General features: G+C 34.2%; 18 protein-coding genes and 2 pseudogenes. 18 read left to right on the top strand and 2 right to left on the bottom strand.

What is annotated here, in order from left to right:
• Positions 1–40 precede the first annotated feature (40 nt).
• Positions 41–844 carry an EcsC family protein gene (locus COO03_RS07935; RefSeq protein ID WP_097896602.1) on the bottom strand — a complete coding sequence of 268 codons (804 nt, stop codon included), beginning with the start codon at positions 842–844 and terminating at the stop codon, positions 41–43.
• Between the two features lie 268 nt (positions 845–1,112).
• On the opposite strand from COO03_RS07935, the gene COO03_RS07930 reads away from it, so the two are divergent.
• The 18 genes and pseudogenes from COO03_RS07930 (at position 1,113) to COO03_RS07850 (ending at position 19,481) form a co-directional block, all read left to right on the top strand.
• On the top strand, positions 1,113–1,367 hold the full coding sequence (locus COO03_RS07930; protein WP_097896600.1) for a hypothetical protein: 255 nt from the start codon (positions 1,113–1,115) through the stop codon (positions 1,365–1,367).
• A 156-nt stretch (positions 1,368–1,523) separates the two neighbouring features.
• Positions 1,524–2,798, top strand: coding sequence for a right-handed parallel beta-helix repeat-containing protein (locus tag COO03_RS07925; protein WP_097896598.1), 1,275 nt, complete (start codon positions 1,524–1,526; stop codon positions 2,796–2,798).
• Entirely contained in the window at positions 2,798–3,316 is a 519-nt protein-coding gene (locus COO03_RS07920; protein WP_097896596.1) for a nitrous oxide reductase accessory protein NosL, read from the top strand. The genes COO03_RS07925 and COO03_RS07920 overlap by 1 nt, the downstream gene beginning before the upstream one ends.
• Before the next feature lie 90 nt (positions 3,317–3,406).
• Entirely contained in the window at positions 3,407–4,216 is an 810-nt protein-coding gene (locus COO03_RS07915) for an ABC transporter permease (protein WP_097896594.1), read from the top strand.
• On the top strand, positions 4,216–4,911 hold the full coding sequence (locus COO03_RS07910; RefSeq protein ID WP_097896593.1) for an ABC transporter ATP-binding protein: 696 nt from the start codon (positions 4,216–4,218) through the stop codon (positions 4,909–4,911). The genes COO03_RS07915 and COO03_RS07910 overlap by 1 nt, the downstream gene beginning before the upstream one ends.
• A 329-nt stretch (positions 4,912–5,240) precedes the next feature.
• Positions 5,241–5,522, top strand: a pseudogene (locus tag COO03_RS07905) (alpha/beta hydrolase); the annotation flags it as partial.
• On the top strand, positions 5,495–6,307 hold the full coding sequence (locus COO03_RS07900; RefSeq protein WP_097896591.1) for an ankyrin repeat domain-containing protein: 813 nt from the start codon (positions 5,495–5,497) through the stop codon (positions 6,305–6,307). The pseudogene COO03_RS07905 and the gene COO03_RS07900, both read left to right, overlap by 28 nt.
• Before the next feature lie 571 nt (positions 6,308–6,878).
• Positions 6,879–7,583 carry a metallophosphoesterase family protein gene (locus tag COO03_RS07895; RefSeq protein WP_097896590.1) on the top strand — a complete coding sequence of 235 codons (705 nt, stop codon included), beginning with the start codon at positions 6,879–6,881 and terminating at the stop codon, positions 7,581–7,583.
• A 576-nt stretch (positions 7,584–8,159) separates the two neighbouring features.
• The gene (locus tag COO03_RS07890; protein WP_097896588.1) at positions 8,160–8,831 is read left to right on the top strand and encodes a response regulator transcription factor; all 672 of its coding nucleotides are present in this window, start codon (positions 8,160–8,162) and stop codon (positions 8,829–8,831) included.
• A complete protein-coding gene (locus tag COO03_RS07885) occupies positions 8,828–10,072 on the top strand; it encodes a sensor histidine kinase (protein WP_097896586.1) in 1,245 nt (414 codons plus the stop codon). The genes COO03_RS07890 and COO03_RS07885 overlap by 4 nt, the downstream gene beginning before the upstream one ends.
• A gap of 108 nt (positions 10,073–10,180) precedes the next feature.
• Positions 10,181–10,379, top strand: a pseudogene (locus tag COO03_RS27515) (transporter); the annotation flags it as partial.
• Between the two features lie 24 nt (positions 10,380–10,403).
• On the top strand, positions 10,404–11,216 hold the full coding sequence (locus COO03_RS07880; protein WP_097896627.1) for a C39 family peptidase: 813 nt from the start codon (positions 10,404–10,406) through the stop codon (positions 11,214–11,216).
• Between the two features lie 64 nt (positions 11,217–11,280).
• Complete coding sequence (locus COO03_RS07875; protein WP_097896584.1) at positions 11,281–11,808, top strand: GrpB family protein; 528 nt, start codon at positions 11,281–11,283, stop codon at positions 11,806–11,808.
• Between the two features lie 312 nt (positions 11,809–12,120).
• Positions 12,121–14,103, top strand: a complete 1,983-nt coding sequence (locus COO03_RS07870; protein ID WP_097896583.1) for a methyl-accepting chemotaxis protein — start codon at positions 12,121–12,123, stop codon at positions 14,101–14,103.
• A 324-nt stretch (positions 14,104–14,427) separates the two neighbouring features.
• Positions 14,428–16,035: a sensor histidine kinase gene (locus COO03_RS07865; protein ID WP_097896581.1), complete on the top strand. Its 1,608-nt coding sequence runs from the start codon at positions 14,428–14,430 to the stop codon at positions 16,033–16,035.
• A complete protein-coding gene (locus tag COO03_RS07860) occupies positions 16,032–16,739 on the top strand; it encodes a response regulator (protein WP_097896580.1) in 708 nt (235 codons plus the stop codon). The genes COO03_RS07865 and COO03_RS07860 overlap by 4 nt, the downstream gene beginning before the upstream one ends.
• A gap of 121 nt (positions 16,740–16,860) precedes the next feature.
• Positions 16,861–18,207, top strand: a complete 1,347-nt coding sequence (locus COO03_RS07855; RefSeq protein WP_097896578.1) for a 2-hydroxycarboxylate transporter family protein — start codon at positions 16,861–16,863, stop codon at positions 18,205–18,207.
• 68 nt (positions 18,208–18,275) lie between these two features.
• Complete coding sequence (locus tag COO03_RS07850) at positions 18,276–19,481, top strand: NAD(P)-dependent malic enzyme (protein ID WP_097896576.1); 1,206 nt, start codon at positions 18,276–18,278, stop codon at positions 19,479–19,481.
• A 335-nt stretch (positions 19,482–19,816) separates the two neighbouring features.
• Here COO03_RS07850 and COO03_RS07845 read toward each other — a convergent pair whose 3' ends face one another.
• On the bottom strand, positions 19,817–20,341 hold the full coding sequence (locus COO03_RS07845; RefSeq protein WP_097896574.1) for a DUF4871 domain-containing protein: 525 nt from the start codon (positions 20,339–20,341) through the stop codon (positions 19,817–19,819).
• Between the last annotated feature and the right edge of the window lie 75 nt (positions 20,342–20,416).

The following is a 20,416-nucleotide window of genomic DNA, read 5'->3' as shown; positions in this document are numbered from 1 at the left end:
ACAGTGGATATATAAAACGGAGTAGGTTCCCTACTCCGTTTTACTTATTATTAGATAGATGTTTTGTTTTTTCTAGTCTGTCTAACACTCTTCTTTTCTTATATAGCATTTTACCGACCTCTGCAATTTCTTCAATTGTTTTTCGGTTTAAATAAGCACCAAAAAGCATGCCAGCAATGGGAATCATCTGAAAGAGCTTTTTCCAACCATAGTTATCGCGGTATACAGTAAATACTTCACGCCATGATTTCATTTGTGAAATACTATCAGCATGAGTAGCACGAGTATCAAAATGTTTTAACTCATGAAGAATTGTTTGTTTTCCTACAATATCAGATGAAGAGAACTGTAAGCATTTTACGATAAATAGCCTCTCTTGCATATCATTTGGATTATAGCCATAGCAAATTGCGATTTCTTGTAAAATGTTTAATGACATACTTAAAATAGCTGGAATATCAATTGCAAGGGTGAAAATACCACCAAAGCCAGTTGTAGCACCTTGTGCAATAGCCATAGATTTTCTATTTTTGATGATTTTATCAACAATTGCATCCATCTCATGTAAAGGAAAGTTTTGAATATCATCTAAAGAAGCTGCGTTTTCAAATTTTTTTATTGTTGTTGCTGGGTGAATTAAATATTTGCTTCCAGAATTGAGATACTGAATGAGTTCATCTAATAAAATATTAATTTTTTTATGGATAAACTTTGGTGTTAATTTATCAAGCACAGCAAACGGAATTTTTCCCCATTTTTCAAAGAACCATAGGTCATCTTCTTGTTCTTTCTCCCATTTTTCAATAATAGTAAGTTCCCTTGATAAAATGTCCTTGGACTCCATCTTTCACCCTACTTTCTTATAGCCGTATCTTTTCATTTTACTTAATATTTTTTGAACAATAAAGAAAATTGGATATTTTAGTTAGGATGGATCATGCAATATTTAAATTAGGATTTCTTGTGTGAGAAGTAGGGCTACGAGTACAACTGAAACAAAGATGTTAATTTGGCTTGTGAAATTCGAATTTTTAAAAAGATAACTTATTCATTACAAGGGTGATAGAATAGATGAGAAAATAGAGAAGCGTGCAGTAGGGAGTAGATTTTGAATGGAAGCAAGGATTGAAGAGATTTATAGTTCATATCAAGGAAGAGTAGAAGAAATTTTCGTTGATGAATCAGCTTACGTATATGAATGGGAAAAGTTAATGACGATTCGAAAAAATGACGGAACACTGGAGAAAGTAGCGGTGGGAATTAGTGGTCATATAAGATCTGTAAATATAGAGGTTGGTCAGGAAATCGATATGGATACATTGTTATTTAAATTAGAAGATGATTTGTTGATTACTGGTTGTGAATAATAGAAGGTGTGTAGAAATTGCTACACATCTTTTTTTATTAGTAATAATCCCATTTATTACAAAAAACACATTGTTTTTTCACAAATTTCACACAAACGTTTGATATCCTCTTAAATGAGAAAGTTAATCGAATTTGATTAGAGAAGGGAATTACATATGAAAATAATTCAATTTTCTTTTCTCTTATTTTTTGTATTACTCTGTATCCCATTTAGTAGTCATGCTGAAACGACAATACAATCACAAATTGATGCTGCTCCTGCATATGGAACTGTGAAACTAAAAGATGGCGTTTATAATGAAGCGATTGAAATATCGAAGCCTATTATATTAGAAGGAGAAAGAAATACGGAGATTCGTTTTTGCGGTAATAAACCTATTATTACAATAAGTGGAGAAAATGTTACCGTTAAACGCATAAAAATAGAGCAGTGTAACAATAAAGAAGGAACAGCTGCTGTATCTGTCTCAGGAACTGGACATCATTTAACTGATTTAGAAATTCGTACACAGCAAATCGGAATTAAGATGGAGGACGCCTGGAATACGAAAGTACAAAATAGCAGTATTCTAGGGAAAGAAAATGCCAATGGAATTGATTTATGGCAATCTCACCAGAATCAAATTGAAAATGTTCAAATAAAACATGTACGAGATGGAATTTATTTAGAACAAAGTAATAATAATCAAATATTAAGAAATTCCATTGAGCAATCTCGTTACGGTATTCATCTTATGTATTCTGATGGTACGATTGTGAACAATAATCTATCACAAAATAATATAACTGGTGCGATGATTATGGGCACAAAAAGAACGACTGTAAAGGAAAATCAATTTATAAATAACAGAAAGAATGTTCATGCGCAAGGGTTACTCTTGTATGATTCGGTAGAAACGGAAGTTATGCAGAATCAAGTTGCTAACAATAGAGTGGGAATTTATGTCGAAAAGGCGAAAGACAATCAGATTATAAAAAATGACGTTACAAATAACTTTATTGGCTTGCAGTTTAAAAATGCGAATGAGAATGAAATAGCTGAAAATACCTTTTTAGCTAATATTAATGGATCGCAAGCTACGGAAAGTACAAATAATATCATTCATCGTAATTATTGGGATGCTTCTTTGAAAGTCGATGTAAATCATACAGGTATCAGTGCATTACCGTATAAAGCCGATTCGTTCTTTCTTGTTTTAACGCAAGATATTCCGGAATACCAGATATTTTTTCATGCACCAGGGATGCTCGTTTTACAAAATCTGATAAAAATTCCAGATGAGTCAATGTTGATTGATTACAAGCCAAGTATGAAGATGCAGTTTTATAAGACAGAAAGGGATACAACACCTCAATTTGGAGCTTGGATAATTAGTTTAAGTATGTTGCTAATAGGGAGTGTATTGTTTATTTTAGGGAGGAATTATTGATGAGATTAAAACATATTGTATTAGCTATGTGTATATGTTTAGCATTTGCGGTAGTAGGGTGTGGAAAGAAGAGTGTAGAGGCAGTTGCAGTCGATGGGAAAAATGATAAGTGTGATAATTGTAATATGGCAGTAATGGACAATCAATTTGCTACGGAAGTTATTTTAGAAAATGGAAAAGCGTTAAAATTTGATGACATTGGCTGTATGTACAAATGGATGGATAAGCACAAAAATGAAAAAACACAGGAAAAATTTGTCCGAGATTATAATACAAAGGATTGGGTTTCATTAGATAAAGCGACTTATGTGTATGATAAAACAATTAAAACACCAATGGCTTACAATGTAATTTCTTTTAAAGAGAAAAAAGACGCTGAAAGCTTTGTATCTAAACATGCTGGAAAAGTAATTTCATATAAAGAGTTAGCGGATCATAAATGGGAAAAGAATAAAGAAATGATGGACGAAATGAAGAAAGAGCATGGGAAAGAGAATAGCACGGGTCACTCCCATTAATATGAAATGAAATGGGGCCATATAGCTCCAAAATAGCTGGATAAAAGACAACCTTAGGCGGTTGTCTTTTTCTATAAAAAGGGTGATGATATGTGGAATATATTTTATTCAGAGTGGCGTAGTACAGTAAGGGAAAGATCTGCGTACACGTTTTTAGTGCTTTGGGTTGTGATACTCTCTTTATTATTTTTAATGGAACGAAATGTACCATCTTTAGCGGGATATACAAACACAACGGGAACAATTTTAAATCTAGTTTTATATATTATACCGTTATTTATGTTAATTACAGGCTCATTTTCAATTGCAAATGAGCTTGAAAATGGAAAGTGGAGGCTACTATGTACGTATCCTCTAGCGACATCTTCATATGTAATAGGAAAAATCGCGGGTCAATTTATAGGACAAATTATTATTTTTACACTTAGCTTTGGAAGTAGTGTAATGATTGGATTATTAAGTGGAAGTAGGTTTGAAAGTAGCTGGATACTAGCAATTTATTTATTTTCTGTTATTCTCATATTCCTTTTTTTAGTTTTAGGTATAGCAATTGGTGGATTTTCTTCGACAAGATGGCAAGCATTAGCAATTTCAATTGCAGTTTGGTTTTTACTTATTATGATGTGGCCTACAGCAATAATAAGTATTCTTAACTTTGTTCCATACACGATGATAGCCCCGCTCATAAAAGTTTTTTTGTTTTGTAATCCTGCTGAACTACTGCGAATTATATTTGTTATTCAATTAGGAGGGGGAGCCATATTTGGTCAGCCATATGATCAACTTGTGATATTTATGCAGGGCGGGACAGTAGTAATAGTTCTTTTCGTATATATTGCAATTTATACAGCATTCTTCTTATTAATAGCAGTCTGGCGATTAGAAAGGAGAAGAAACTAATGACGATATTGCAAATTGAGGGGATTTGTAAACAGTATAAAAAGAAGACAGCATTATTTCCTACTACATTGCAAGGGAAAGATGGAGAGTGTATTGTATTATGTGGTGGAAATGGAGCTGGGAAAAGTACGTTTCTTGATATACTGGCTGGAATTTCTTCACCCACATCTGGAATGGTAAAATTGCAGGGGATAGAATTACATAAGGATCGGAAGCAATATGTAGCTGAAATTGGATATATGCCAGATGATTTTCATGCACAGCAATCCATGACTGTACACGAGTTTCTATCATTCTATGCAGCTTTTCGAAAGATAGGAAAAGAGAGAGTGCAGGAAGTAATTACATTACTTGGATTAGAAGAAAAGAAAACCGAATGCTTACATAGATTATCAAAAGGTATGAGACAAAGGCTATTATTTGGCCAAGCTTGGCTTGCTAAGCCTAAATTATTGATATTAGATGAACCAACAAATGGTTTAGATCCTTATTGGGTCAGTGAATTTGTTACTTTATTAAAAGGCATAAAGAGAAGTGGTACAATCATTGTTTTCTCAACACATATGATGGACGTAGCCGCAGAAGTTGGAGATGTGGTGCTTTTTATGAATGAAGGTAAGGTTACAAAAGAGATAAGGAATGATGGGAACACGGAAAGTTTGATATTACAATTATTGAAACTTCACCGTAAGTAATAGTTCTGTATATAATACAAACAGCTGNNCAGCTGTTTGTATTATATACTTGTTTTTATTTTTGATAATATAGACATGGGATATATTGGGGATCAGGGGATATATGAAGAAAGCTTTTGCTGTTCAAAGTTTCACTGTACATATGAGAGATGAAAAATTTTGGGGATTGACTAAAGAAGTACAGAAGCCCTTTAGAAGCATATTCAGCTATTGGATTAATCGGTAGTACTTGAAAAAATTAATCGGGATGGAAATACGGGGCGTTTACAGGTAAACTTATAATAAAGAACTAGCGGAGTATTTGACCTTTTTAGGCTTGGCGGTACTTCATTATGATAAGTGTAGTTACATATTTAGAGAAAGTGTCATGCCATATTTTAGCAATAACGGGAGACAAGGATATACAAGTGCCACCTGAACATGCTAAACGAATTGCTTTATACGTTAGTGGTGAAGCAGAATGGCATATCATTCCGAACATGAAACATTATGAACATAAGCATACAATGATTCGATTAAGGAAGGAATATAAGAGGCTTATGGATAAATCTATTGAAGAAGAGTTATTACATGTGATGAAGGAATGGTTAAAAAAACATTATCTTTCATAGGAGCTGTAGTTGTGAGGAAACAAAAAATTTTATTATTTATGTTATTAGGGCTTTTAATTATGACAGTAGCTTGTGATAAGCAAGAAGAAACTGAAACGAAACCAGTTCAAGTGAAAAATGAAAAAAATCACGAGAAGAAGCAGAAGGAAAAAGAAGAAAAAGACGCGACGGGTATGGACTTAATGGATAAGCAATTATTGCTTTCCGCAACACTTGGTGATACAGAAACAGCTATGAAGTTGATAAAAGATGGAGCAAATATAAATGTAGTAGGCGATCAAGGCGAAACACCGATAATGGCAGCGACATACCACAATCATGTTGACACAGTAAAAGCATTGATTGATGCAGGGGCTGATATTGAGTTACAAGATAAAAAACAAAATAATCCGTTTCTGTATGCAAGTAAAGAAGGATATATTGATATTGTGAAGTTAACAATTGATGCAGGGACGAATATAAAGGAAACAAATCATTCTGGTAACACAGCGCTTATTGCAGCAGCTGAAAGAGGACATGTCGAAGTTGTAAAAGAGCTATTAAATCGTACACAAATCGATGTGAATTATAAGAATGATCATGGTGGGACCGCATTGTTGGAAACAATTGTTTTAGGAAATGGTAGTGAAAATCACAAACAAATCGTTCAGTTACTAATTGACCATGGAGCAGATGTAAACATGGCTAATCGTGAAGGAATCGCTCCTTTACAGCATGCAGAAAAACGAGGGTTTAAAGAAATTGTTAATATGTTGAAATTAGCTGGAGCAAATGAAATAAAATAGTCTACACTATAATATAAGCTGTTATAAAAAGAGGTGAGGGAGCAAAGAAAGTATGCGAACTCATCTCTTTTTATATAATTACATCTAAAATTCATAAAAAGGTATTTGAAACTGCAACGAGGTTGTCCCAAAAGTAGCTATTCAGCTATTTTAGAGACAACCTCATTCTTACTATTAGGGAGATAAGAGATCAAAAGCATAATGGAACCTTATCTTTTTTATGTGATTAGATGCTTCATAATGAATTCCTCTCGTTGCATTATTTGTTTAACTCCATTGCAACTTGCTTACCATTTACTAAAGCTGCTGCCACTGCTACTACAACTTCCATTACTTTTTTCATTTCTCATCTCTCCTTGTTTTTTGTTTTATTCCTTACTTTAAGTATAGTCAAAGATTAGGAAGACAAACATTGAATTGGGTGACGGGAGACTTACAGTATTGTAAGAAAAAACAGTTGAGCTGTAAGGGAGAAATCCATTTTTGAAATTAGTTCAGTTTCTTTAATCTGAAAAATTAGATATTTCAGGGTATAATATGGAAGAACTGGTTTTAGAAAGAAGGGGCATAGATGAAAAGAATTCTTGTAATAAGTGATATTCATGGGGAAATAGAGAAATTTAAAAAGCTGTTAGTAGAAGCAAAATATAACGCGAAAGAGGATCAGTTAATTTTACTAGGGGATTATGTTGATCGTGGTTCAAATGCAAAGGCTGTAATAGAAAAAGTAAAGCAATTAAAGAAAGAAGGAGCTTTCGTTTTAAAAGGAAATCACGAAGATATGATGATTAAAGCATTAACAACTAATGAAGAAAAATCATGGAATCATTGGGTAAAGAGAAATGGTGGAGATCAAACGTTATATAGTTATGGTTTTTTAGAGAGCGATATTGCTGTCACTGAAGGAGCTTTTGAAAAACCAAATTTGAAGTCTGATATATTAGAAGAACATTTGAGTTTTATCCAAGAACTAGATCATTTCATTGAAACAGAAGAGTATATATTTGTGCACGCAGGTGTTGAACCTGCAAAGCCAGTTACTGAGTCGGAGCCATACACATTAATGTGGATTCGGAATGAGTTTCATAGTGGCTATGATGGTGAAAAGATTGTTGTATTTGGACATACGGAAACAAAAACACTGCATGGTGATAATAATTGTAATGTGTATTTTGGGAATAACCGAATTGTAGGAATTGATGGCGGGGCAGTATATGGCGGCCAGTTGAACTGTTTAGAATTACCAAGTCAAAATGTATATGTAGTGAAAGAATAATATATAAAAGAGATAAGGGATCAAAACAAAGATCAAACCTTATCTCTTTTATGTGTTTACATAATTTGTGAAATTATTACTACGATTCATTATTGATTTAACTCCATTGCAACTTGCTTGCCATTTACGAAAACCTCTACCACAGCTACTACAACTTCAATCATTTTTTTCATCGCTTATCTCTCCTTTGTTATCTCATTTCTTATTTTCAGTATAGCTGACGGTAAGTCCTGTAACCATCGAATTAGGTGACGTGAGGATTACAGTGTTGTAAGGTATGTAATTTCTATTTGAAAATATTTTTTGCTAAGGGAAAGTTAAGAAATAGATTTTATAATAAAGTCTATATAGAGCGTTATATATACATCAGTTAAAAAAACGACATAAAACACCCCTCTTTTTAGGTGGGAGAGAGCATCTGGCCATGCATAGAAGCGGTCAGTGCCTTTTTCTATCACATGCGAAGTAAAAACAGAAAGAGCAAACGAGTGTAGGTTACTTTTTATTCCGCATAGCAGGGATTTAGATGTCGAAAAATGAAAATGGATTTATATGGATGAAAGGTGAGAAAGTGGCATGCGCTTATTAGTTGTAGAAGATAATGCACCTTTATTGGAATCAATTACACAAATTTTACGTGATGAATTTGAAGTGGATACAGCGGTAAATGGAGAAGATGGATTGTATTTGGCACTGCAAAATATTTATGATGCGATTCTTCTTGATGTAATGATGCCAGGGATGGATGGTTTTGAAGTCATTCAAAGAATACGTGATGAAAAGATTGAGACTCCTGTCTTATTTTTAACAGCTAAAGATTCTTTGGAGGATCGAGTAAAAGGATTAGATTTTGGAGGAGATGATTATTTAGTTAAGCCATTTCAAGCTCCTGAACTGAAAGCGAGAATTCGCGCTCTATTACGTAGAAGCGGTAGTTTAACAACAAAGCAGACCATCAAGTATCGTGGAATTGAGCTGTTTGGAAAAGACAAGGACATTCAAGTAGATGGAGAAGCAATAAAATTAACGTTAAAGCAATATGAGCTTTTAGAATATCTCATTCAAAATAGAGGGAAAATCTTAATGCGTGAACAAATTTTTGATCGTGTGTGGGGATTTGATTCGGATACAACAGTAGCGATTGTTGAAGTGTATGTGCATCATCTTCGCAAAAAATTAGAGCCATTTGGTTATCAGAAAGATATTCAAACCGTTCGCGGTATTGGATATATATTAAAAGAGCAATGAAGAGGGAAAGTATGTTTCAAAAAACACGTATTCGTCTTACCATTTTAAATTCATTGGTATTCATCATATTGATTGGGGTGTTAGGGAGTGTTATCTATGCATACATGTACAATCGGATTTATAGCGGAATAGATACTTCTATAGAAATCGCTAAAGCAAAAGAGGAGAAAGATTCTAGGTTTCCACCAAAAGGAGTTGCTAAAATTCATATTGGAGATCCGCGGATTACGAAATTAATATGGCGTGGAAAACAAGTTGTAATAGATGAAAAGGGATTCAAGTTTGACCCTGTTTTTCAAGAAAATATTTCGAAGTTTTTTCCAGAAGAATTGGGAGAGTTTCAAGATATTCAAATAGAAGGGCGAAGCTTTAGAGTGTTTGCGTTTCAACGTGATACCGAAATTGTCCAATTTGTGCGCGATGCAACTGCGGAAAGAGATATGTTACATACATTATTGCTCATTCTTATAATTGGATGCGGTATAGGTAGTTTATGTGCAATTGGACTTGGATTCTTCTTAGCCGGAAAGGCCCTTATACCTATTCGAAATTCTTGGGAGAAACAACAACAGTTTGTTTCTGATGTATCACATGAATTACGAACGCCGCTAGCAGTTATTCAATCGAAAACAGACGTATTGTTTCAATCACCTTCCGCGACAATAGAAGAAAAAGCAATTGATATATCTACTATTTCGAAAGAGTGCAGGAGGCTATCAAAGCTCGTTGCCAATCTATTGTTATTAGCGCGTTCAGATTCGAATCAAATCGAAATGGATAAAAAGAATTTTGCACTAGATGAGTTATTACAGGAGGTAGTAGATCCGTATAAGGAAATTGCTGCATACCGAGAAAAAGAGATGATATTGAAAGTGGAATCTAAAGTATCATTTATTGGGGATAGGGAAAGAATTCATCAATTGATTGTAATTTTACTAGATAATGCGATGAAATATACGAATGAGGGAGGAAAGATCCAAATAAGCTGTATACAAACAGGTACATCAATTATCATGCAAGTAAAAGATGATGGAATAGGGATTAAGGAAGAAGATATTTCGAGATTGTTTGACCGCTTTTATCAAGGGGATAAAGCCAGAACGAAATCAGAGGGAGCAGGTTTAGGACTTTCGATCGCTAGTTGGATTGTGGAAAAGCATTACGGAAAAATAACAGTAAAAAGTAAACTTGGCGAAGGTACTTGTTTTGAAATTGTTTTTCCAAAAAAACAAAAAGTATAAGAGAAATGAAGGATGGCCTTGTTTTTTTACAAGGTCGTCTTTTTTTAAGAGAAAGTTAAGGAACGTTTTTTAGAATGAATTTTATAAGGAAGAAGTGGCTAAAGGAGAAAAAAGTTTTATATTGATTTATATGGTAAAGATAGTTACCAAGTGCTAAGAAAATAAATGAGCAAAAAGTCATCCAAATGGCAGATGGGCTTGGAATAGATGGAACAAATATAAATATTCAATAGCTAACGGAAAAGAACTTATCTTTTTACCCATGGTCCAAACAGATGTGGATGCATTTTATTTGCATTTAACGAATGAAAAAGGATGTGAAGATAGAAGAATGATACGGAGTTGGAAGATGTATATATGTGTGGTTGTATTAGGAATGGTTATTTGTAGCGTATATATGAAAAAGAGCGATATAATTCCCGTTACTAAACATGTAGAGAAAGTAAAGAGCCTTGTCTCAAATCAATCTGTTCAAAAGAAAAGCGGTAAGAATCAACTCGTCATTCCGACTAAACATGCTCAACAGAAAAAGGGATTTGTGAATACAGATGAAGAAAAAGTATTACTGCAAAATGTACCTTTTATCCAGCAGTTGCCAGAGTTAGATCGGGGATGCGAAGTAACCAGTTTAGCTATGATGTTACAGTACGCAGGTGTTTCGGTAGATAAGATGACACTGGCTGATGAAATACCGAAAGTTCCCTTCTCAAATAACGGTGTACGTGGTAATCCGAATGAAGGATTTGTAGGGGATATTTATACCTTTTCTGAATCAGGGTATGGAGTGTATCATGAGCCGCTTTTTCAGTTAGCAAATAAATACTTACCAAATCGAGCTGTTGATTTAACAGGTAAAAATATAAATGAAATTTATAGAGCTGTAAAAGAGGGCGAACCAGTTGTTATGATTACAAATGCAACATATGCTCCATTAGGTGAAGATGAATTTGATACATGGGAAACAGATGCAGGCAATGTTTCGATTACGTACAATGAACATTGCGTTCTTCTTATTGGTTATGATAAAGAATCGGTATATATCCATGATCCGCTTAGTGATACGCCGAATGTCAGCGTCCCAAGAGAAAATTTTGAACAAGCATGGGTACAAATGGGGAGTCAAGCAATTAGCTATATGAACTAGACAGGAAATGGAGTGAGTGGGAGAGAAGTTTTACCATCTTATACTATGTTAAAGGAGAAGAGACATGGAACTAGGATTAAAGGGAGATGAAATTAAATTCGTTCATTATACGGATGAATGGCGGAAAGAATTTACTAAGGTGAAAAATGATATACAAAAAAATGTCAATATAGAAGAGAATCGTATTGAGCATATAGGTAGTACAGCTATTGAAGGAATTTTAGCTAAGCCTATTGTGGACATATTAGTCGCGGTGAATGATTTAAATTCAGTGGAGGAATCCATTATAAAGGGGCTTAAAAAAATCGGTTTTTTACAATTAAAAGTGAAACGACCGGGTGAAATTGTTTTTGCAAAATTTACAGATGATTCTTTTGAGAAACGAACACATTATATTCATTTAGTTGAGTATAAAAAAGATCTTTGGAATAACTTAATTTTTTTTCGAGACTATTTAAATGAACATGAAGAAGCGAGAGAAGAATATACAAATTTAAAACTAGACTATGTAAAGATACGTTCGACTGGGATAAGAGAATATACGGATCATAAAGAACGGTTTGTAAAAAGTATTTTTAAGAAGAGAAAGTGATGACGATAGTACATTTCCATTTTCAAAATAAGAAATAAGAGGAATTCAGCATATGTAGTATACTGAATTCCTCTTATTTTTGTGTTTCATTTATGAATGCTTCCATTATACATTTCATTATTTTTTATGAGAACGCGTGAAAAAAGCAATTGTTAAAATAGGTGACACAGCAGTGAGACTGTAAGAATAAATGAGTACTTTGAAATATGTAATTGATAAAATCTTTGCAAATTATCATTATATGTTGTTTTATTAATTATGATTATATAAAATTACACAGACGCTTTATATTTAAATAAAGGGGGGCTTATTATGCAAAATATATTTCAGCGATTTAGAGGAACTAGTATTAAAAAGAAATTAATCTTTTCATTTCTCATTCTTTTAACTGTACCTGGGTTTATTATTGGTGGTGTTTCCTATCAGACTGCAAAAACGAATTTTGAGCAGCAACTTACGGGGAAAGCCAAGGAAAATATTTCAGTTTTAAATGGTGTTATTACTCAAAATATAGAAGCAAAATTTGTTGATGCGGCATATTTTGCCGATGCTTTAACAGAAGATACATATCCAAATGGACAAGAAGACATAGTAAGAACGAAATTAACAGAATATATAAAGCTTCATCCAGAAGTAGAGGGCATTTATATTGGAACGCAAACAGGGAAATTTATAAGAGAACCATTTATTCAAATGCCAGAAGGATATAATCCAACAGAAAGATCATGGTATAAAGAGGCAAGTGAAAATAAAGATAAGGTAATTGTTACTGCCCCATATCAGTCGACTTCTACAAAAAATATGGTGGTAACGATCGCAAAGCAGACGAAAGATGGTAAAGGTGTTATAGGGATTAACTTAAATCTGGATAACATATTAAAGATTTCAAAAATGATTGATATTGGTAAGAAGGGTTATGCTGTTATCTTAGATCAAAACAAACAAATTGTTAGCCATCCATCTAGAAAAGGTGGATCAAAGGTTACAGATCCTTGGGTGACACCAATTTATGAAAAAAATGAAGGGACTGTGTCTTATACCGAAAAAGGTGATGAAAAGAAATTAATCTTTACAACAAATGAGAAAACAGGCTGGAAAATAGTTGGTGTTATGTTTGAAGATGAAGTGATTCAAGCAGCTGATCCAGTCTTTTATAAAACGTTAATTGTCATTGTAATTTCTATTGCACTTGGCAGTGTTTTAGTTTATTTCCTTACACAGTCTATTACAAGGCCACTACGTAAAATTGTAGATTCTGCACATAAAATTAGCAGAGGAGATTTAACAGAAGAAATTACTGTTCATTCAAAGGATGAGATAGGAAAATTAGGGGATTCATTTAATGAAATGTCTACTTCTCTACGTAGTGTTATTTCGCAAATTAGCGTTTCTGCAGAACATGTAGCAGCCTCAGCGGAGGAGTTAACAGCGAATGTACAACAAGCAAATGATGCAACTGACCAAATTACACTTGCAATGGAACAAGTATCGAGTGGGGCTGAATCACAAAGTCGGGGTGTTGAGGAAGGCGCAGCTACGCTACAACAAGTAAATACAGCAATTCAAAATGTGACAGGAAGTGCAGAATCTATTTCGGTTTCTTCATCACATACAAGACAAAAGGCAGATGAAGGTGAAGGACTAGTAGAGCAAACAGCGAAGCAAATGCAGTCTATTTCTCAATCTGTTTCCCAATCAGATAGTATTATTAAACGGCTTGATGAGAGATCAAAACAAATTGGTGCCATTTCGGAAGTGATTCAAACTATTGCGCAGCAAACGAATTTACTCGCTTTAAATGCAGCGATTGAAGCAGCAAGAGCAGGTGAACAAGGACGCGGATTTGCAATTGTGGCAGACGAGGTTAGAAAGCTAGCAGAGCAATCGGAAGGGTCATCAGGTGAAATTGCAAATTTAATTAAAGAAATTAAGATGGATATTGAGCATACTGTACAATCAATGGATCATGTTAGCGAAGAAGTTCAGTGTGGTCTAGAAGTTGTAAACAAAACAAAAACAAGCTTTACAGAAATTTTAGATTCGACTAGTCATATTGTTTCGCAAGTTGATCAAATGGTTGAAACAACAAAACTTATGGCGGGAGATGCAAATGAAGTGACAAATGCCATTGATGAAATTGCGGCAGCAGCAGAAGAAAATACAGCAAGTATGCAAAGTGTCGCAGCCTCGGCAGAAGAACAAATTAATTCAATGGAAGAAATTAGCTCGTCTGCTCAAAACTTAGCAGAGATGGCAGAAGAACTGCAAGAAATGATTAGTAAATTTAAAGTATAATGGTAAGAAATAAGTAAGATGAGGATTTTATCATCTTACTTATTTTTCTATATATACATCAATTAAAAAACCACATAAAACCCCTCTTTTTAGGTGGGAGAGAGCATCTATTTATGCATAGAAGCGCTCAAGGCCTTTTTCTGCCACATGCGAAGTAAAAACAGAAAGAGCAAACGAGTGTAGGTTACTTTTTATTCTGCATAGCAAGGATTTAGATGGCGAAAAATTAAAATGTATTTATATATTTAAAGAAGTATTATATGTATAAAAAAATTAAGTAAAATAATTCAAGTAGTGTAGAAGAAATAGGGAGTCACTGATGGGATGAGAAATAGAAAAAGGCTATTAAGTTTATGGAAAACGATTACATTTTTAGTGTGTACTGTCGTTATACTTTCTTTACTTGTAACAGATGTTTTAATTAGTCATAACGTTGAGCGTACGACAGAAGAAAGCCAAGCCGAGAAAGCAAAAACGATTGCACATATTGTAGCAAACTCGCCAATTGTAATCGAAGGTTTAACGGGCAGAGAAGATGTCACTGAAATTCAAACGTATACGAACAGGCTATTAAAAAATACAGGTGTTCAGTTCATTGTCGTTATGGATATGAATGGAATTCGAAAGTCACATCCAGATCCAAACAAAATAGGTCAGCATTTTGTTGGAGGAGATGAAGGGATAGCTTTAAAGGGAAAAGAACATGTGTCTTTGGCTAAAGGAACTTTAGGGACTTCAATGCGAGTATTTGTACCCATCTTTTCTGAAGCGGGAGAACAAATTGGTGCAGTTGCTGTTGGAATTTCAGCTGACAATGTACAAGAAAGAGTCAAGGAAAGTAGACATATTATTTATATTGGCGTTGGTGTCGGAATATTAGTTGGGATTATAGGAGCAATATTATTAGCTAGACATATTAAGAACATTTTATTTGGTCTTGAGCCGCATGAAATTGTAAAAATTTTAGAAGAAAGAGATACGATGCTACAATCTGTAAAAGAAGGAATTATTGCCGTAGATAAAGAGGCGAGGGTTACTTTAATCAATAATGAAGCAAAACGGTTATTTAAGAAAAGCGGCCTTGAAGAAAATTTTATTGGTAAAGATGTTGAACTATATATGCCGAACTCACGTATAAAAGAAGTCTTACAAACGGGGGAAGCGCAATTACATGAAGAACAGAATATTTATGGCATTACAATTGTTACAAATCGTGTTCCTCTATATGTGAAAGGGGAAATAGTTGGTGCAATTGCGACGTTTCGTGACAAAACAGAAATTAGAAAATTAGCGGAGGAATTAACAGGTATTCGGCTGTACGCAGAAGCATTGCGAGCGCAATCCCATGAGTTTATGAATAAAATGCATGTCGTATTAGGACTTACACATATGAAACAGTATGAAGAATTACAGAAATATGTGAGTAGTATGGTATTAGAGCATCAATATGAAATCGGCGGGATTATGAGGAAAATTAAAAATCCTGTATTTGCTGGATTTTTGCTTGGTAAACTTAGTTATGCGAGAGAAAAGAATATACAGCTGATTGTAAGTGAAGATTCTTATTTGCCAGAGACAAATGATGAAAGTATTATTCATGAACTTATTACTATTGTAGGAAATTTAATTGATAATGCAGTAGATGCAGTAATGAATTGTGAAAAGAAGCAGGTCCAGGTTTTGATTCGTTATGAAGATAGATTAATAATTACAGTACAAGATACGGGAACCGGAATAGAAAAAGATAAATTTAATACAATATTCATGAAAGGATATTCCACAAAAGGAGATAATCGGGGCTATGGTTTATATCTTGTAAATGAAAGTATAAAGAGAATAGATGGGGAAATTTATTTTCATTCATTGTTAGGAAAGGGAACGACAATAACAATTGAAATACCATATAAAAGTAGGGATGATATACAAAGATGATTAAAGTTTTGATTGTGGAAGATGATCCGATGGTAGCGATGCTAAATAAGCATTATTTAGAACAAGTAGGAGGATTTGAACTTGTTCATATAGCTCATTCTGTAAAAGAAGCGATAGGGATACTAGAAAAATCCCAAGTAGAATTCATATTACTTGATATTTTTATGCCTAAAGATACTGGCTTTGAGTTGTTAATGTATGTTCGGAATCAAGAAAAGGAAATTGATATTATGATGATTTCAGCTGTACATGATATGGGAAGTATAAAAAAAGCATTGCAATATGGAGTTGTAGACTATTTAATTAAACCATTTACCTTTGAACGATTTAAAGAGGCATTAACCGCATACCGAGAGAAATTTAAATTTATGAAAGAACAACAAAAGATTAGCCAATCGGAATTAGATACACTAATTTTACAAAAAGAAAAAGTAGAACCCTACACAAATCAAGAACTTCCAAAAGGATTAACAAAGCAAACGTTGCAGTTAATATGGAACCAAATTGAATTGCTTCATGGACAAGCTTTTACAACAGATGAAATGGCGCAATTAGTGGGAATTTCAAGGGTTTCTATTCGAAAGTATGTAATGTTTTTAACTGAAATTGGAGTTTTAGAAAATGAAATGGTTTATCAACATGTAGGGAGACCGGTAAGTAAACTAAGGTGCATTGACCATAAGAAAATAGATTTGTATGTATAAGCGGCTTATATAAGCCGCTTATGCTTTTTTTAATTACAAAACCAGTTACAAAACTTACAAAAACTATTTTTCCTATTGGAAGCGTTTTAATATTGTAAATAAGAATATAAGGGGGTGCCATATGGGGATTCAAAACAATATGGAAGCGATGTCATCTGTAGAGGGAACAGAACCAAAGCAAGAATCTTTCGCTTCTAAAATAATGAATATTAAAATCGGTGTTATACCTTTACCGTTATATGTTGTACTAGCAGCGGTTATTTACGCAGCATCTGTATATAATAAGTTGCCTGCGGATATGATTGGCGGATTTGCAGTTATTATGATTATGGGTATTTTCTTAGGCGATATCGGAATGAGAATTCCAATTTTAAAGAACATTGGTGGACCAGCAATTCTTTCGTTATTTATTCCTTCATTGCTTGTGTTCTTTAACTGGATGAACCCAGCGTCAATGAATGCTGCGAATATGTTAATGAAAAAATCGAACTTTTTATATCTATACATTTCTTGTTTAGTAGTCGGAAGTGTTTTAGGAATGAATCGTAAAGTGTTAGTACAAGGGTTTATTCGTATGTTTATTCCGTTAGTTGTAGGAACACTCGCTTCAATTGCGGTTGGATTATTAGTTGGGTCATTATTTGGATTTGAAATGAAGAGAACATTCTTCTTTATCATTGTACCAATTGTGAGCGGTGGTATCGGAGAAGGTATTTTACCACTTTCCTTAGCTTACAGTGAGATTTTAAATCAATCATCAGCAACATTTGTATCTCAGCTTATTCCAGCAGCGGTTATCGGAAATATGTTTGCGATTGTAGGCGCTGGATATATGAAGCGATTAGGTGAGCAAAAACCAGAACTTAGCGGTAATGGTATATTAGTAAAAACAGGTAATCAAGATGACTTATTAAAAGAACAAAATACAGAAAAACCAATTGACTTCTCATTAATGGGAGCAGGTTTATTAATTGCATGTACGTTCTTTATTTTCGGTGGACTTGCTTCTAAATTTATTGGTATTCCAGGGGCAATCATTATGATCTTTTCAGCAGCACTTGTGAAATACTTTAAATTAATGCCAGCAAAAATGGAGCAAGGTGCGTATCACTTATACAAATTTATTTCAACAAACTTAACGTGGCCATTAATGGTTGGTTTAGGATTGTTATACATTCCGTTAAAAGATGTAGCAGCTGTTCTTTCAGTTGGATATGTTGCGGTGTGCGCATCAGTGGTAATAACAATGATCACGACTGGTTTTATTGTTGGGAAAGTTATGAAAATGTACCCAGTTGAGTCTGCAATTGTAACTGGATGTCACAGTGGATTAGGCGGAACAGGCGACGTTGCGATTTTATCAGCTTCAAACCGTATGGAATTAATGCCGTTTGCACAAATTTCAACGCGTTTAGGCGGAGCTGCAATGGTTGTAGCTGCAACAATTTTATTAAAAATGTTTTCATAATTTATCATCATACAAGCTAGCTATGTAAAAACGTAGCTAGCTTGTCAAATTAGGAGGAGTTTATTTATATGTTAGAAAGTCAAATTAAAGAACGTTCGTTATTGCTTCATAAAGAATTGGTAGGGAAAATTGAAATTACAAGTAAAGTAGAAGTGAATTCAGCTGATGATTTAAGTTTGACATATACACCGGGCGTAGCAGAATCTTGTAAGGCGATTGCAGCGGATGAAGAAACAGCTTATGACTATACAGCGCGCGGTAATATGGTTGCGGTTGTCTCAGATGGAACGGCAGTACTTGGATTAGGTGATATTGGACCGAAAGCAGCTATGCCTGTTATGGAAGGAAAAAGTATTTTATTTAAAAAGTTTGCGAATGTCGATGCATTCCCACTTTGTCTTGGAACGACTGATGTAGATGAAATCGTAACCATCGTTAAAAATTTAGAACCTACATTTGCAGGGATTAATTTAGAAGATATTGCAGCGCCGCGCTGTTTTGAAATTGAAAAGCGTTTAAAAGAAGAAACAAACATTCCAGTGTTCCATGATGATCAGCACGGAACAGCGATTGTTGTTTTAGCGGCAGTTATTAACGCGTTAAAAGTAGTAAATAAAACGATGGATGAAGTGAAGATTGTTATTAATGGTGCTGGTTCTGCAGGGATTGCAATTGGTAAATTGTTATTAAAAGCAGGCGCCGAGCATATGACGTTAGTAAGTTTAGAAGGTATCGTTTGTGAAGAAGAATCATGGATGAACCCTGCACAAATCGAGATTGCGAAACAAACAAATCGTGAATTTGTACGTGGAACATTAAAAGAAGCGATTGACGGTGCAGACATTTTTATCGGTGTATCTGCCCCTAACGTATTAACAAAAGAGCTTGTGAAGACAATGAATAAAAATCCAATTGTGTTTGCAATGGCAAATCCAGTACCAGAAATATTCCCAGAAGAAGCACTAGAGGCTGGAGCAGCTGTTGTTGGAACGGGACGTTCTGATTATGCAAACCAAGTGAACAATGTATTAGCATTCCCTGGTATATTCCGTGGTGCATTAGATGTACGTGCAACAGATGTCACAGAAGAAATGAAGCTAGCGGCAGCGTATGGAATCGCTAACATCATTACTGATGAAGAACGTAATGAAAACTATGTAATTCCGAATCCGCTAGATAAACGAGTTGTCCCAAGTGTTGCAGCTGCAGTAGCAAAAGCGGCAATTGAATCAGGGGTAGCGCAAATTACAAAAATGCCAAATTATGAATCATAAAAAAGCAGTGCCTTCTTACAAAAGAAGGCACTGTTTTTTTGGGGAGATAAGAAATTAAAATAATAAGGAAATCGTATCTCCGTTTATTTTTTGATAATATGAATAATCATTATTTCTCGTAGCATTATTGATTCAACTCCATTGCAACTTGCTTTCCATTTGCGAAAACTTCTAACACTGCAACTACAACTTCCATTACTTTTTTCATTTCTCATCTCTCCTCAGTTTTTGTTTCAGTTCTTACTTTTAGTATAAGGGAGAGAAAAAGATGTAACTATCGAAGTAGGTGACGTAGAAATTACATTGTTGTAAGGAGCAAATGAAGATTTGTCACTTTATTCTACGTTAATAACAAGTTGCTCGTAATATTTTTCATTTACATATACATTTAATAACCATAACCCAGAAGACGGTAGTGACATAAGCAGGGGCATTTCTTTTATATCAGGTTGGATTTGATTTGGTGCTGTCCAATTTTTTTCGAAATTTTCATTTGAAAAGATTACAGGAGTTGGAGTGGTGGACCCTTGTTTTAAAGCAATAATGGAGAATTTTCCGGTTGGCATTTGCGGATCGAGAAAAAACCACATATGTTCCATTTTTTCGTTCGAAGTAAACGAGCTATCTGCAATTGCGATTTTTCCTTCGATTCCTTTTAATGGAGTTTTACCTTCTACAAATGAAGGGCTTTCTTCCCAATTCACATCTTTTAAGACGCTAAGGTGGAAAAATGAAGGTGCATTTGTTTGAGGATTTGAGGCTTCAATGATTTCTTTTTTTTGAGTTTTGGAGTCTTGTTGCATTGCTGCACATCCACTGATAAGAAAGGTGAATAGTAGCGCAGTGCCAATTTTTTTCATTTAACCACACTCCTATTTTTTATTGTTAGTGTAATTGTATTTGCTAGAAGACGGGACAATTCCTGTTAAATGATA

The sequence above is a fragment of the Bacillus sp. AFS098217 genome (genome assembly GCF_002551815.1).
GTDB lineage: Bacteria > Bacillota > Bacilli > Bacillales > Bacillaceae_G > Bacillus_A.
The sequence above is the reverse complement of the archived record's forward strand: the minus strand, read 5'-3'. Positions and strand labels throughout refer to the sequence as shown.

Coding starts and splice junctions, on each gene's coding strand:
- COO03_RS07935 (WP_097896602.1), bottom strand. CDS start 844: ATGGAGTCCAAGGACATTTTATCAAGGGAACTTACTATTATTGAAAAA.
- COO03_RS07930 (WP_097896600.1), top strand. CDS start 1,113: ATGGAAGCAAGGATTGAAGAGATTTATAGTTCATATCAAGGAAGAGTA.
- COO03_RS07925 (WP_097896598.1), top strand. CDS start 1,524: ATGAAAATAATTCAATTTTCTTTTCTCTTATTTTTTGTATTACTCTGT.
- COO03_RS07920 (WP_097896596.1), top strand. CDS start 2,798: ATGAGATTAAAACATATTGTATTAGCTATGTGTATATGTTTAGCATTT.
- COO03_RS07915 (WP_097896594.1), top strand. CDS start 3,407: ATGTGGAATATATTTTATTCAGAGTGGCGTAGTACAGTAAGGGAAAGA.
- COO03_RS07910 (WP_097896593.1), top strand. CDS start 4,216: ATGACGATATTGCAAATTGAGGGGATTTGTAAACAGTATAAAAAGAAG.
- COO03_RS07900 (WP_097896591.1), top strand. CDS start 5,495: ATGGTTAAAAAAACATTATCTTTCATAGGAGCTGTAGTTGTGAGGAAA.
- COO03_RS07895 (WP_097896590.1), top strand. CDS start 6,879: ATGAAAAGAATTCTTGTAATAAGTGATATTCATGGGGAAATAGAGAAA.
- COO03_RS07890 (WP_097896588.1), top strand. CDS start 8,160: ATGCGCTTATTAGTTGTAGAAGATAATGCACCTTTATTGGAATCAATT.
- COO03_RS07885 (WP_097896586.1), top strand. CDS start 8,828: ATGAAGAGGGAAAGTATGTTTCAAAAAACACGTATTCGTCTTACCATT.
- COO03_RS07880 (WP_097896627.1), top strand. CDS start 10,404: ATGATACGGAGTTGGAAGATGTATATATGTGTGGTTGTATTAGGAATG.
- COO03_RS07875 (WP_097896584.1), top strand. CDS start 11,281: ATGGAACTAGGATTAAAGGGAGATGAAATTAAATTCGTTCATTATACG.
- COO03_RS07870 (WP_097896583.1), top strand. CDS start 12,121: ATGCAAAATATATTTCAGCGATTTAGAGGAACTAGTATTAAAAAGAAA.
- COO03_RS07865 (WP_097896581.1), top strand. CDS start 14,428: ATGAGAAATAGAAAAAGGCTATTAAGTTTATGGAAAACGATTACATTT.
- COO03_RS07860 (WP_097896580.1), top strand. CDS start 16,032: ATGATTAAAGTTTTGATTGTGGAAGATGATCCGATGGTAGCGATGCTA.
- COO03_RS07855 (WP_097896578.1), top strand. CDS start 16,861: ATGGGGATTCAAAACAATATGGAAGCGATGTCATCTGTAGAGGGAACA.
- COO03_RS07850 (WP_097896576.1), top strand. CDS start 18,276: ATGTTAGAAAGTCAAATTAAAGAACGTTCGTTATTGCTTCATAAAGAA.
- COO03_RS07845 (WP_097896574.1), bottom strand. CDS start 20,341: ATGAAAAAAATTGGCACTGCGCTACTATTCACCTTTCTTATCAGTGGA.